This window comes from Spongiibacter nanhainus, from assembly GCF_016132545.1.
GTDB lineage: Bacteria > Pseudomonadota > Gammaproteobacteria > Pseudomonadales > Spongiibacteraceae > Spongiibacter > Spongiibacter nanhainus.
Genome location: NZ_CP066167.1, coordinates 1136849 through 1149736 on the forward strand (window position 1 = coordinate 1136849; position 12888 = coordinate 1149736).

Below are 12888 nucleotides of genomic sequence, written 5' to 3' on the forward strand. Positions count from 1 at the left end.
TATGGCCGATTCCAACTCCGACAAGCCGGTGGCGTCACCCTGTATTTCGGTCTGTGCGCTGGATGACCAGGATGTCTGTACCGGCTGTTTTCGCACCCTCGATGAGATTGGCGACTGGTCGTCGATGGGCAACGAGCGGCGCCGCGAAGTGATCCTTGCGGCTAACCAGCGCAGTAAAGCGCGATTTGGTTTGGGCTGAGGTCCCGTTTCCTTGTCCGAGCCCCTGTCCGGCCAGGGGCTCCAGAGTTAAGTCTAGCGACGTCGCTTGCCGCTGCGCCGGGCCTGCACAGACTGGATGAGGTTGCCCTTCATCTCTTTGATTTCAAACTGATACGGCTGGATGCTGACACCGGCCAAGGCCTCAGGGAAAGACTCCAGCTGCTCCAGCAATAAGCCGTTGAGGGTCTTGGGGCCGTCGGTAGGCAGCTCCCACTTGAGGGTCTTGTTAATGTCTCGGATGGTGGTGGTACCGTCGATCAGGTAGCTGCCATCGGGCTGGGGCTGGATGTCGTCGGGGTCGGTGCTGAGGTTGGAGGTAAATTCGCCGACGATCTCCTCCAGCAAATCCTCCAAGGTCACCACGCCCTGCATTACGCCGTACTCATCCACCACGATGCCCATGCGCCGCTTCTGCTTCTGGAAGTTAAACAGCTGGGTGTGTAGGGGCGTGCCCTCGGGAATAAAGTAGGGGCTGCGCACGGACTTCATCAGCGCTTCCCGCTGGACCTGGCCCTGGGCATCGACGCTGTTGATGATGTCCCGCTGGTGGAGAATGCCCACGATATTGTCGATATCCCGGTCGTAGACGGGGATACGGGTGAACTCGGCGTCCCGCAGGCGGTGAATGATTTCATCCGTCTCGGCGTCGATATCGATGCCAAAGACCTCGTTGCGGGGGATCATAATGTCGTCGACGGTGATCCGCTCCAGGTCGAGGATGTTCATCAGCATCCCCCGGTGGTGTCTGGGGATGAGGTGGCCGGCCTCGTCGACAATGGTGCGCAGTTCTTCCAGACCAATCTGCTCCTCGTCGGAGTTTTTCTCTACGCCGATAACCCGCAGGAAAAAGTGGGTGACGTGGCTGACTAGCCAGATGACCGGAAACAGCAGGCTTTTCAGCGGCAGCAGAATATGACTGACGGTAAAGGCCACGACCTCAGCTTTGTAGGCGGCCACGGTTTTGGGGATGATCTCGGCGAAAATCAGAAATACCAGCGTCAGCAAAATCGACGCCGGCACCACCGCATTATCGCCATAGAGGCGTATCGCCAAGACGGTGGCGATAGCGGCGGCCAGGTTGTTGACCAGGTTATTGCCGATCAGAATGGTGCTGATCAGCGTGTCCGGTTGCTCCAGCAACTTTGCGGCGCGTTTGGCGCCGCGGTGGCCGGATTTTACCCGGTGTCGGAGTCGGTAGCGGTTGAGGGACATCATTCCGGTTTCCGACCCGGAAAAGAATCCTGACAACAGGATCAACCCAGCTAATATTCCAAATAGCAGACCCAGCGGTGCCTCGTTCAAACGGCCTTACGCTCCTACGAAAAATGAGGGACTAATCTTGAAGAAAAAAGACATGGGGTACAAGCGCGGGTCCGGCTTACAGCGTAATCACTGTGAGGGCCACTTTGGTGCCCAGATAGCCCAGTAGCAAACAGGCGAAGGCACCCAGGGTCCAGCGAATGGCAATGCGCCCCCGCCAGCCCAGAATCATGCGGCCGCCCAGCAGCACCGCAAAAAGCAGCCACGCCAGTAGAGAAAATACCGTTTTGTGGGCCAGATGCTGTGCCAGCAGGTCGTCCACATAGATCGCGCCGGTGACAATGGCCAGGGTCAGCAGAATCAGCCCGGCCCAAATCAACTCAAACAGCATGGCCTCCATGGTTTGAATGGGGGGCAGCAGGCTGTGAAAGCCGGTGAGTCGGTGGTGGCGCAGGCGGCTGTCCTGAACCCACAGGATCAGAGCCTGGGCGGCGGCCATGGTCAGTACGCTGTAAGACAAAATAGACAGCACGATATGGCTGAGTACGCCGGTGGAGTAGTGTTCCAAATTCTCGGCCGCGGGGGTCAGCCACTCCGCTAGCAGCAGCACGGTGGCCAGGGGGTAGACCACCATCAGCAGGTTGTGCAGCGGGCGGCGCAGGCTGGCGCTCAGTGTGATGACCACAATGGTGGCGCCGACCAGGGACATGACTTGAATGGCGCCAAGGTGGGCGCCATCGGGGGTGTGAATGGCGCTGGCCGCCGCAAAAAGGTGGCAGGCCGTAGCCAGGGCGCCGATGGCCAGCGCGGTTGGTCCCGGCCCCACAGTGGAGTTGGAAGCGGCCCGCATGCGGCGCAGTTGTAGCGCAGTGGCAACGATGTACAAAGTAATCGCAATAAAGCTGGTGGCGGTATTCATGTTGGCGCGGTGAAGTGCATCCCGTTGTTGTAACGTTGTCTATTGTGGTGCCGTATTCGCGTCGCGACTTGGGGCTGAGTGTCGCGGTCGGTTATACTGCCGCCTCCTAAAATAGGGTTGCCGGCGGAAACTCCCCGCCACAGGCTGTGGTCGATTGTAAGCGGGCGATAGTCTGAATGTCGACTTAGGTGTTGCTGTAAACCGGATTGTGAGTCGTCCCGGTCTGAATGCCCAGAGCCTGCGACGCCACCCCACGTTAATCTGAGATGTGTTTTCATGTTTGAAAATCTGACCGAACGTTTATCCCAAACCCTGCGCCATGTGACCGGCCAGGCGACACTCACCGAGGATAATATAAAGGATGCCATGCGGGATGTACGCATGGCCCTGCTGGAGGCGGATGTTGCGCTGCCGGTGGTCAAGGACTTTGTGGAGGCAGTGCGCACCCGGGCCGTGGGCCAGGAAGTCAGCCGCAGCCTGAGCCCCGGTCAGATGTTCGTCAAGATCGTCCAGCAGGAGCTGGAGCACATCATGGGCGACACCAATGAGTCGCTCAACCTTAGTGTGCAGCCCCCGGCGGTGGTATTGATGGCCGGCCTGCAGGGTGCGGGTAAAACCACCTCGGTGGGTAAGCTGGCCAAATACCTCAAAGAAAGAGAAAAGAAAAAAGTGCTGGTGGCCAGCGCCGATGTCTACCGGCCGGCGGCCATCAAGCAGCTGGAAACCCTGGCCGGCGAGGTCGGCGTGGAATTCTTCCCCAGTACGACCGAGCAAAAACCGGTGGATATCGGTAATGCGGCCATCGCCGAGGCCAAAAAGCGCTTTTACGATGTGGTGATTGTGGATACTGCCGGTCGCCTACATATCGACGCCGATATGATGACCGAGATCCAGGAACTCCACGGTGCCATTAAGCCCGTCGAGACGCTGTTTGTGGTGGATGCCATGACCGGTCAGGATGCCGCCAATACGGCCAAGGCCTTCGGCGAGGCGCTGCCGCTGACCGGGGTGATCCTGACCAAGTCGGACGCCGACAGCCGGGGTGGTGCCGCATTGTCGGTGCGCCACATCACTGGCAAGCCCATCAAGTTTCTGGGTGTGGGCGAAAAAACCGATGCTCTGGATCCCTTTCACCCCGATCGGGTCGCCTCCCGCATCCTGGGGATGGGGGACATCCTGTCGCTGATCGACGAGGCCGAGGCCAAGCTCGATAAGAAAAAGGCCGACAAGCTGGCCAAAAAGATCAAGAAGGGCAAGAAATTCGACCTGGAAGATCTGCGCGACCAGCTGCAGCAGATGCAAAAAATGGGCGGCCTCACCGGCATGCTGGATAAGCTGCCGGGCATGGGCAACATGGCGCAGATGGCGCAAAACCAAGTCGACACCAAAATGTTCACCCGCATGGAGGCCATTATCAACTCCATGACCCCGGCGGAGCGCCGCAATCCCGACATTCTCAACGGCTCCCGCAAAAAGCGCATCGTGGCGGGCTCTGGCACGCAAATCCAGGATCTCAACCGCCTGATTAAACAGCACAAGCAAATGGCCAAAATGATGAAAAAAATGGGTCAGAAGGGCGGCATGACCAATATGATGCGGGGCATGGGCGGCATGATGCCACCCGGCGGTGGCCCCGGCGGGCGTTTCCCCGGAATGTAGTCCGGCTGCGCTGCAGCTAGCGCCCACCGGCCAGCCCTGCGCGAAGGCGAAAGTCGGTCGAAAAAATGGTTTCAATGGGCGGGCGTTTCCCTTATAATCTCGCGCCTTTATGGCCCCGGCTCCGGTCGGGGCGTCGGAATCGTGTCGTGCGGGCACTGTCGCTCGCCACAAAAACGCTAGGAATTGGAACAAGCATGGTCACTATTCGTCTGGCTCGCGGCGGCTCCAAAAAGCGCCCTTTTTACCACCTGACAGTCACTGACAGCCGCACCTCGCGGGATGGTCGCTTCATCGAGCGTGTGGGCTTTTTTAACCCCATCGCCCGCGGTGGTGAAGAGCGTCTGCGCGTGGACACTGCTCGCATCGACCACTGGGTAAGCCAGGGTGCGCAGTTGTCTGAGCGTGTTGCCAAGCTGATTAAAGAAGCGCCTGCCGCTGACAGCGCGCAACTCACTGCCGAGTAAATGGCTGGCGAGACCCCGTCGCGGGTGGTGATTGCCAAAATCACCACAGTTTATGGGGTCAAAGGCTGGGTAAAGATACATTCGTTTACCCAGCCAATGCAGAACTTTCTGGACTACAGCCACTGCCAAGTGCGCAAAAATGGGCGCTGGCAGGAGCTGGAAATCGATCAAAGCCGCATCCACGGCAAGGGCATTGTGGCCCATATCAAGGGTGTGGACGATCGGGAGCTGGCCCGAGACTATTGTGGGCTGGAGCTGAGTGTCGCAGTGGATGAACTGCCGGCGCTACAGGACGACGAGTTTTACTGGCACCAACTGGTGGGTTTGGCGGTGTATACCAGCCGAGATGATCAGTTGCTGGGTAAGGTGGATCACCTTATCGAGACCGGTGCCAACGACGTGTTGGTGGTAAAGCCTTGTGCCGGCAGTATCGATGATCGGGAGCGCTTGATTCCCTATCTGCCGGGACAGTACATCGGCGCGATCGAACTGGATGAAGGCCGCCTGGCGGTGGAGTGGGATCCGGAGTTTTAGTCCGGGGCGCTTTATCGCTGCACTAGGTTTAACCAGATGTAGTTAGAAAAACAGAGTATGCCGGGTGGGAGTGCGCCGTGAAGATAGCTGTGGTGACACTGTTTCCGGAAATGCTGGCTGCGGTCAGTGATTACGGTGTCAGTGGCCGAGCAGTACAGCGCGGTTTGCTGTCACTGACAGCCGTGAACCCGCGGCAGTTTACCGAGGATCGGCATCAAACCGTTGATGATCGACCTTACGGCGGCGGGCCCGGCATGGTGATGATGCCGGAGCCACTGTCCAAAGCGCTGAAGGCAGCGCGACAGGAAGTGGGGCCCCAGGCCAGAACAATATATTTATCCCCCCAGGGGCGGCCGCTGGATCAAGCGGGTTTGCAGTCCTTGGCAGAGCAACCGGCGCTGATCATGTTGGCCGGACGCTACGAGGGAGTGGATGAGCGCGTGATTCGCCGGGAAGTCGACGAAGAGTGGTCGATTGGGGATTACGTGATCAGCGGCGGTGAACTCGCGGCGATGGTCATGATTGACGGCGTTAGTCGCCTGTTGCCGGGGGCACTGGGACATGCCTTGTCCGCCGAGCAGGACTCGTTTACCGATGGCCTGCTGGATTGCCCGCACTATACCCGGCCAGAGGTTTACGACGGCGAGGGTGTGCCAGAGGTGTTGTTGAGTGGTAACCACGAAGCCATTCGACGTTGGCGCCTCAAACAGGCGCTGGGGCGAACCTGGCAGCGGCGCCCGGAGTTGCTGAGAGAGCGAGCGCTCAGCGAGGAAGAACAAACATTGCTGGCGGAGTTTTGCCGCGAGCAGGACATTGACATTAACTAACAGCTAGCTGTGAAGCTACAAAACCAGGAGCATGGCCATGAACAAGATTATCGCCGAGCTGGAGGCAGAGCAGACTGCCAAAGAGCTGCCGGAATTCGGCCCCGGTGACACCGTTGTCGTTCAGGTAAAGGTTAAGGAAGGTAACCGTGAGCGTCTTCAGGCCTTTGAAGGTGTGGTCATTGGCAAGCGCAATCGCGGCCTGAACTCTGCCTTTACTGTGCGTAAGATTTCCCACGGCGTGGGTGTTGAGCGTACTTTCCAAACTTACAGCCCGCTGATCGATAGCATTCAGGTCAAGCGTCGCGGCGACGTGCGCCAGGCCAAGCTGTACTACCTGCGCGAGCGTAGCGGTCGTTCTGCCCGCATCAAAGAGAAGCTGGCCAACAAAGGCTAAGTTTTTCACCGAAATTTCAAAAAGGCAGCCATTGGCTGCCTTTTTTGTTTGTGGCCGCTAAGTGGGCGGTTATTGGGTGTTGTCCTGGGCGATTGGCATTTGGTCGGCGGCTGTCTACCATGCGATGACCCAACCTGAAGCGAGCGGCATATGGCCGGCGACGCCGATATTATTGATCGTTACATTGATGCGCTGTGGCTGGAAAAAGGCCTCAGTGACAACAGTCTGCAGGCCTACCGGCGAGACCTGACGGCCTGGGCTGCGTGGCTGGAGGGCGAGGGTGGCTCGCTGCTTGGCGCGTCTCGGGCCGATGTGCTGGGCTATCTTGGCTCAGCGGGCTCCCGCCGCAAATCCGCTCGCAGCACCGCGCGGCTGATGTCCTGCCTGCGGGGCTTTTACCGCTATCAGGTGCGGGAAGGGCGCCTGCAGGAAGATCCCGTGGCGGATATCGACGCTCCGCGTCTGGGGCGACCACTACCCAAATCTCTCAGCGAGGCCGATGTGGAGGCCTTACTCGACGCGCCTGATACCGATGACCCTCTGGAACTGAGGGACCGGGCGATGATGGAGGTGCTCTATGCCTCTGGTCTGCGTATTACTGAACTGGTCAGCTTGCGTTTTGCCCATGTCGGCCTCAGTCAGGGGGTGATGCGGGTGGTGGGCAAAGGCGATAAGGAGAGATTGGTGCCGCTGGGGGAGGAGGCGTTGAATTGGCTGCAGCGCTATTTGCGGTACGGCCGGCCGGCAATGCTGGCCGATGGCGAATCCGACGTGCTGTTTCCCAGCCGGCGCGGGCGCATGATGACACGTCAGACGTTTTGGCACCGGATAAAACAGTATACACTGCGTGCTGGAATTCGAGCTGAAGTGTCTCCCCATACCCTGCGGCATGCCTTTGCCACGCATTTGGTCAACCACGGCGCTGATTTGCGGGTGGTGCAGCTGTTGTTGGGGCACAGTGATCTCAGTACCACACAAATTTATACCCACGTCGCTCGAGAGCGGATGAAATCCCTGCACAGTGCCCACCACCCCCGGGGGTGACAGGGGCACAGCGAGCGGAGCGGGGAAACTTTACCCGGTGGTTAGGACTCTTAGTTTGGATAGCCACTGGCCACTGGAGAAATGGTTGAATGAAGTTAGCTAACGCAATGTGTCGTCGTCTGGGCGTGGCGGCATTGATGGCAGTGGTCCTGCCTCTTACCTTTGCCCACACGCAAGCCCAGGCCGAGACCTTTGTCGACAAAGCGGCGGAAAGTGCGATTCGAGCGTCTTTTAAATCGGCGCGCCCCGACCTGAGTATCGAGTCGGTGAGCAAAAGCGAGGTCCAGGGTCTGTACCGGGCCGAAGTGCAAAATGGTCCCACCTTTTACGCCAGCCCGGATGGCAAGTACATCCTGCTGGGTGAACTGTACGAAATCGGTGAAAACGGCATTGAAAACGTCGAGGAAAAGCGCCTGATGCCGGAGCGCAAGGCCGCCCTGTCAGCGGTGAGCGACGACGATATGATTACTTTCAGCCCCAAGGGTGAAACCAAAGCTTCGCTCTACGTCTTTACCGATGTGGACTGTGGCTACTGTCAAAAGCTGCATCAGGAAGTGCCGCGCCTCAATCAGCTGGGTATCGCCGTGCATTACCTGGCTTATCCTCGGGCAGGCGTGGGCCCTCAGTCTCCCACCTACAGTAAAATGGTGTCCGCGTGGTGCGCAGATGATCGCCAGGCGGCCATGGATATTCTCAAGCAAGGCGGCAATGTGCCCACTAAAACCTGCGCCAACCCAGTGGCAGAGCAGTATCGTCTGGGCGCGCAGCTGGGTGTGACCGGTACGCCTGCGATTGTCACCGAGTCTGGCCGCCTGATACCTGGCTACAAACCCGCCGACCAATTGGCGGCTACCGTTCTGCGCTGATCGCCCGGCGATCATTCTCTATTCGGGGCGGCGTGGTAATGCGGCCCCGGCTCTACTAAAATGCGCGTTTTCCCGGCCATTCGCGTCCCACCGGACGCGGGGCAGGCCGATATACATTTAGCGTGGGAATTCCCTGAAGGAGTGGCAGTGAACCCGATCAAAGTAGGAATTTGCGGTCTCGGTACCGTCGGCAGCGGCACATACAATGTGCTGACTCGCAACGCCAAGGAAATTGCCTCCCGTGTAGGCACCGACATCGTTATCGCCGAGATTGGTGCACGCCGTGACAACCCCAATTGCGATACCGGCTCGGTGCCGGTAAACCGCGACGTGTTTGCGTTGGCCGAAAACCCCGAGATCGACATCATCGTTGAGTTGATCGGCGGCACCACCGTGGCCAAAGAGCTGGTGCTCAAGGCCGTTGCCAATGGCAAGCATGTGGTGACGGCCAACAAGGCGCTGATTGCCGAGTACGGCAATGAGATTTTTGCCGCTGCCGCCGAACATGGCGTCACAGTTGCTTTTGAAGCCGCTGTGGCCGGGGGCATTCCCATTATCAAGGCACTGCGGGAAGGCCTGGCCGGTAACAAAATCGATTGGTTGGCGGGCATCATCAACGGCACCGGTAACTTCATCCTCACCGAGATGCGGGAAAAGGGCCGGGACTTCAACGATGTGCTGGCCGAGGCCCAGGCTCTGGGCTATGCCGAAGCCGACCCTACTTTTGACGTGGAGGGCATCGACGCTGCCCACAAGCTGGTGATTCTGGCGTCTCTGGCCTTTGGCATCCCTCTGCAGTTCGACAAGGCCTATACCGAAGGCATCAGCCGGATTTCCCAGGAAGATGTGACCTACGCCGAGCAGCTGGGCTACCGCATCAAGCACTTGGGTATCGCCCGGGACACCGACAAGGGCATTGAGCTGCGGGTACACCCCACGCTGATTCCCGAGAAGCGCCTGATTGCCAATGTTAATGGCGTGATGAATGCGGTGATGGTGCAGTCCGACGCTGTGGGTCCAACCCTGTATTACGGCGCCGGTGCTGGCAGCGAGCCCACCGCCTCGGCGGTGGTGGCCGATATCGTCGATGTCGCCCGGACCCTGACCGCAGGCCCGGAGAATCGGGTGCCTTACCTGTCCTTCCAGCAGTCGGCATTGAGCAGCCACCCGGTACTGCCCATTGACGATGTGGAAACCGCTTACTATCTGCGCATGAGCGCGGTGGACCGCCCCGGGGTATTGTCCAAAGTGGCGCAAATTCTCAGCGACGACGGCATCAGTATCGAAGCGCTGATCCAGAAGGAGCCGGCTGAAGGGCAAAACCTGGTGCCGATGATTATCCTTACCAACCGCACCGTGGAAGGCAAATTGTCCGCGGCGGTAAGTCGCATAGAAGGCCTGGAAAGCATTGTCGGCGAAGTGACCCGCATCCGTGTGGAATCTTTGGCGGGTTAATACCCCAGCCGGCTAGTGATATTGGCGCGGGGGCAGACCCCGCCAACGAAACGAGATTGAAGACACCGTGAAATACATCAGCACCCGCGGCCAGGCGCCGGCACTTAACTTTGAAGACGTCATGCTCACTGGCCTGGCGCCAGACGGCGGCCTCTATGTGCCGGAATCGCTGCCTCACTACAGCGAAGCGCAGATCGCCGCCTGGTCTTCATTGCCCTACACCGACCTGGCCTTTGAAATCGTGCAGCCCTTTGTGGCGGGCTGCATCCCGGATGCCGATCTAAAGGCCATCATCGACGATACCTACAGCGAGTTTCGCCACCCGGCTATCGCGCCGCTGGTGCAGCTGGGGCACAACGAGTGGCTGCTGGAATTGTTCCAGGGCCCGACTCTGGCCTTTAAAGACTTTGCCCTGCAGATGCTGGGGCGCCTGCTGGACTATGTGCTGGAAAAGCGCCAGCAGAAAGTGGTGATTATGGGGGCCACCTCTGGTGACACTGGTTCAGCGGCCATCCACGGCACCAAGCGCTGCAGCAATATCGATATCTTTATTCTCCACCCCTATCAGCGGGTGTCGGAAGTACAGCGCCGGCAGATGACCACGGTGATGGGAGACAATATCCACAACATCGCCCTCAAAGGGCACTTTGACCACTGCCAGGCCATGGTCAAGGCCAGCTTCGCCGACCAGGGCTTTTTGCCGGAAGGGCGCCAGCTGGTGGCGGTGAACTCTATCAACTGGGCGCGGATCATGGCCCAGATCGTCTACTATTTTTACGCCGCCTATGCCTTGGGTGCACCGTCGCGCCGGGTGAGTTTCTCGGTGCCCACCGGCAACTTCGGTGATATCTACGCCGGCTACCTGGCCAAGCAAATGGGACTGCCCATCGAGCAGCTGGTAGTGGCCACCAATCAGAATGACATTCTGCACCGTTTTATCAGCAACAATCAGTTTGAGAAGCACGAGCTGCAGCACACCCTGTCCCCCAGTATGGATATCGTGGTGTCCTCCAACTTCGAGCGCATGTTGTTTGACTGCTTCGACCGGGATGGCGCCGCCATTGCCGACCTGATGGAGCGCATGAACACCGAGACGGTATCCATCCCCGCGACGGCCTTTGATAAGGTGCGCGGCTTGTTCAACAGCTACAGTGTTGACGATGCCGCCACCGTCGACACCATCAGCCGTGTCTACGAAGACAGTGAATACCTGCTGGATCCCCATTCCGCCATCGGAGTGAAGGCGGCCCGGGAGTGCTGGCAGGACCGCAGTGTGCCCATGGTCACCCTGGCCACGGCCCATCCCGCCAAGTTCCCCGAAGCGGTGATGAAGGCCGGTTACCCGGATGCGCCGCCACTGCCCCACCATATGGCCGATCTGTTTGATCTGGATGAGCGCTACGAGGTCATCGATAACGACCTGGCTGCCGTGCATTCCTTTATGGCTGCCAATATCCGCGCTTAAGCCGTGAGTGGCTTTCCCCGAGTTGCCTATCGCGACGTGCCGGCATCCACTGACCTGGATGCCGGATCTCCTCTTCTAGCCCAATTGTATGCCGCCCGGGGCATCGCCGATTCCCAGGCCCTTAAGTTGGGGCTGGATGCGCTGCCCAAGCCCACCATGCTGGGTCTGGATCAGGCGGTTGCCCGTCTGGAGCAGGCCATTGCCAATCATCAGCACATTCTGATCGTCGGTGATTTTGATTGCGATGGCGCCACGAGTACCGCCTTGGCGATGCTGGGCCTGCGGGCTTTGGGCGCCAGCAATGTCGATTTTCTGGTTCCCAATCGCTTTGAATTTGGCTATGGCCTCAGCCCGGAAATTGTCGAGGTGGCTGCCCAGCGCCAGCCCGATTTGATTGTCACGGTCGACAACGGCATCTCCAGTATCGAAGGCGTCGCCGCAGCGGCGCGCCACGGTATCCCGGTGGTGGTGACCGACCACCATCTGCCCGGCGATGCACTGCCGGAGGCCGCGGCAATCGTGAACCCCAATCAACCCGGCTGTCCTTTCCCCGATAAGTCCTTGGCCGGGGTGGGGGTGATGTTCTATTTGCTGCTGGCACTGCGGGCGCAAATGCGACAGCAGGGTGTGGATTCTCTACCCAATCTGGGCGAACTGCTGGATTTAGTGGCACTGGGCACCGTCGCCGATGTGGTGCCCCTCAGCCATGCCAATCGGATTCTGGTGGAGCAGGGCTTGCGGCGCATCCGTGCCGGTCGCTGCCGGCCGGGAATTTCTGCCTTGCTGAGGGTGTCTGGCCGGGATCCCCAGCGCCTGGTGGCCAGCGATCTGGGTTTTGCTCTGGGGCCCCGGCTTAACGCTGCCGGGCGGCTTGATGATATGACGGTGGGGATTCGCTGCCTGCTGGAGGACGACCCCGACCGCGCCCTGAATTTGGCCGCCGAATTGGATGGCCTCAATCGGGAGCGGCGCGCCATCGAGCAGAGCATGCAGGAGGACGCCCTCAAGGCCTTGGCCCACCTGCAACTGGATCAGGCGGATATCCCGGCGGGGCTGTGCCTGTTTGATGAGACCTGGCACCAGGGGGTGGTGGGGATTCTGGCTTCGCGGATCAAGGAGCGCTTTCACCGCCCGGTGATTGCCTTTGCCGAGGAGGATGACCGGCACGTCAAGGGTTCGGCCCGCAGCATTCCCGGCCTGCATATGCGGGACACCCTGGACTTGATTGCCAAGCGCCACCCGGATCTGCTGCGAAAATTTGGCGGCCACGCGATGGCGGCGGGTTTATCCTTGGCGACGGAAGATTATCCGCGCTTCAGCGAGGTGTTCGCCGCCACGGTGGCAGAGCTGCTCAGCGAGGACCAGCTGGAGGCCGTGGTGCATTGCGACGGCACTTTGCAGGCCTCGCAGTTTGCTCTGGAAACCGCTGAGCAACTGCGCCGTGCCGGCCCCTGGGGACAGGGCTTTCCCGAGCCGGTCTTTCACGGTGAATTTCGTCTTTTGTCCCAGCGCCTGGTTGGCGAGCGGCACCTTAAAATGCAATTGCAGCCGATGTTTTCGGGGGCGCCAGAGGGTGAGGCGGTGGATGCCATCGCCTTTAATATCGACCTGGAGCAGTGGCCGGCGCCGGAGGTTGAGACAGTGGAGTTGGTCTATAAGCTCGACAGCAATCTGTGGCGGGACCGGCTGTCTTTGCAGTTGCTGGTGGAGCACATTCGCCCGGCTGGCTAGAGTCAACTGGCCCCCGGTAGCTATTACTACCGGTGCTGAGTATTAACAGGC

13 protein-coding genes are annotated in these 12888 nt (G+C 59.5%); 11 read left to right on the forward strand and 2 right to left on the reverse strand.

Annotation, left to right across the window (positions count from 1 at the left end):
- Position 1 precedes the first annotated feature (1 nt).
- Complete coding sequence (locus I6N98_RS05160; RefSeq protein WP_198570728.1) at positions 2-199, forward strand: DUF1289 domain-containing protein; 198 nt, start codon at positions 2-4, stop codon at positions 197-199.
- Positions 200-252: 53 nt separating this feature from the next.
- Here the strand turns inward: I6N98_RS05160 and I6N98_RS05165 are convergent, their stop codons facing one another.
- Positions 253-1521: an HlyC/CorC family transporter gene (locus tag I6N98_RS05165; protein WP_198570729.1), complete on the reverse strand. Its 1269-nt coding sequence runs from the start codon at positions 1519-1521 to the stop codon at positions 253-255.
- Between the two features lie 76 nt (positions 1522-1597).
- The gene (locus tag I6N98_RS05170; RefSeq protein WP_198570730.1) at positions 1598-2398 is read right to left on the reverse strand and encodes a cytochrome C assembly family protein; all 801 of its coding nucleotides are present in this window, start codon (positions 2396-2398) and stop codon (positions 1598-1600) included.
- Between the two features lie 276 nt (positions 2399-2674).
- On the opposite strand from I6N98_RS05170, the gene ffh reads away from it, so the two are divergent.
- The 10 genes from ffh (at position 2675) to recJ (ending at position 12837) form a co-directional block, all read left to right on the forward strand.
- Entirely contained in the window at positions 2675-4057 is a 1383-nt protein-coding gene (ffh, locus tag I6N98_RS05175; RefSeq protein WP_198570731.1) for a signal recognition particle protein, read from the forward strand.
- A gap of 194 nt (positions 4058-4251) precedes the next feature.
- Positions 4252-4521, forward strand: coding sequence for a 30S ribosomal protein S16 (gene rpsP, locus I6N98_RS05180; RefSeq protein ID WP_198570732.1), 270 nt, complete (start codon positions 4252-4254; stop codon positions 4519-4521).
- Positions 4522-5055, forward strand: coding sequence for a ribosome maturation factor RimM (rimM, locus tag I6N98_RS05185; protein WP_198570733.1), 534 nt, complete (start codon positions 4522-4524; stop codon positions 5053-5055).
- Between the two features lie 77 nt (positions 5056-5132).
- Complete coding sequence (gene trmD / locus I6N98_RS05190; RefSeq protein WP_198570734.1) at positions 5133-5882, forward strand: tRNA (guanosine(37)-N1)-methyltransferase TrmD; 750 nt, start codon at positions 5133-5135, stop codon at positions 5880-5882.
- A gap of 31 nt (positions 5883-5913) precedes the next feature.
- Positions 5914-6276, forward strand: coding sequence for a 50S ribosomal protein L19 (rplS, locus tag I6N98_RS05195; RefSeq protein ID WP_273475563.1), 363 nt, complete (start codon positions 5914-5916; stop codon positions 6274-6276).
- A gap of 150 nt (positions 6277-6426) precedes the next feature.
- Positions 6427-7320: a site-specific tyrosine recombinase XerD gene (gene xerD / locus I6N98_RS05200; RefSeq protein WP_198570736.1), complete on the forward strand. Its 894-nt coding sequence runs from the start codon at positions 6427-6429 to the stop codon at positions 7318-7320.
- An 89-nt stretch (positions 7321-7409) separates the two neighbouring features.
- Positions 7410-8186 carry a DsbC family protein gene (locus I6N98_RS05205; RefSeq protein WP_198570737.1) on the forward strand — a complete coding sequence of 259 codons (777 nt, stop codon included), beginning with the start codon at positions 7410-7412 and terminating at the stop codon, positions 8184-8186.
- 147 nt (positions 8187-8333) lie between these two features.
- Positions 8334-9641, forward strand: coding sequence for a homoserine dehydrogenase (locus tag I6N98_RS05210; RefSeq protein WP_232787469.1), 1308 nt, complete (start codon positions 8334-8336; stop codon positions 9639-9641).
- Between the two features lie 67 nt (positions 9642-9708).
- Positions 9709-11106 (forward strand): threonine synthase, encoded by a 1398-nt coding sequence (gene thrC, locus I6N98_RS05215; RefSeq protein ID WP_198570739.1) that lies wholly within the window; start codon positions 9709-9711, stop codon positions 11104-11106.
- A 3-nt stretch (positions 11107-11109) separates the two neighbouring features.
- Positions 11110-12837 carry a single-stranded-DNA-specific exonuclease RecJ gene (gene recJ / locus I6N98_RS05220; protein ID WP_198570740.1) on the forward strand — a complete coding sequence of 576 codons (1728 nt, stop codon included), beginning with the start codon at positions 11110-11112 and terminating at the stop codon, positions 12835-12837.
- Positions 12838-12888: the final 51 nt, after the last annotated feature.

Bases quoted from the DNA above. Each gene is read 5' to 3' on its own strand.
- I6N98_RS05160 (WP_198570728.1), top strand. From the start codon at position 2: ATGGCCGATTCCAACTCCGACAAGCCGGTGGCGTCACCCTGTATTTCG.
- I6N98_RS05170 (WP_198570730.1), bottom strand. From the start codon at position 2,398: ATGAATACCGCCACCAGCTTTATTGCGATTACTTTGTACATCGTTGCC.
- ffh (WP_198570731.1), top strand. From the start codon at position 2,675: ATGTTTGAAAATCTGACCGAACGTTTATCCCAAACCCTGCGCCATGTG.
- rpsP (WP_198570732.1), top strand. From the start codon at position 4,252: ATGGTCACTATTCGTCTGGCTCGCGGCGGCTCCAAAAAGCGCCCTTTT.
- rimM (WP_198570733.1), top strand. From the start codon at position 4,522: ATGGCTGGCGAGACCCCGTCGCGGGTGGTGATTGCCAAAATCACCACA.
- rplS (WP_273475563.1), top strand. From the start codon at position 5,914: ATGGCCATGAACAAGATTATCGCCGAGCTGGAGGCAGAGCAGACTGCC.
- xerD (WP_198570736.1), top strand. From the start codon at position 6,427: ATGGCCGGCGACGCCGATATTATTGATCGTTACATTGATGCGCTGTGG.
- I6N98_RS05205 (WP_198570737.1), top strand. From the start codon at position 7,410: ATGAAGTTAGCTAACGCAATGTGTCGTCGTCTGGGCGTGGCGGCATTG.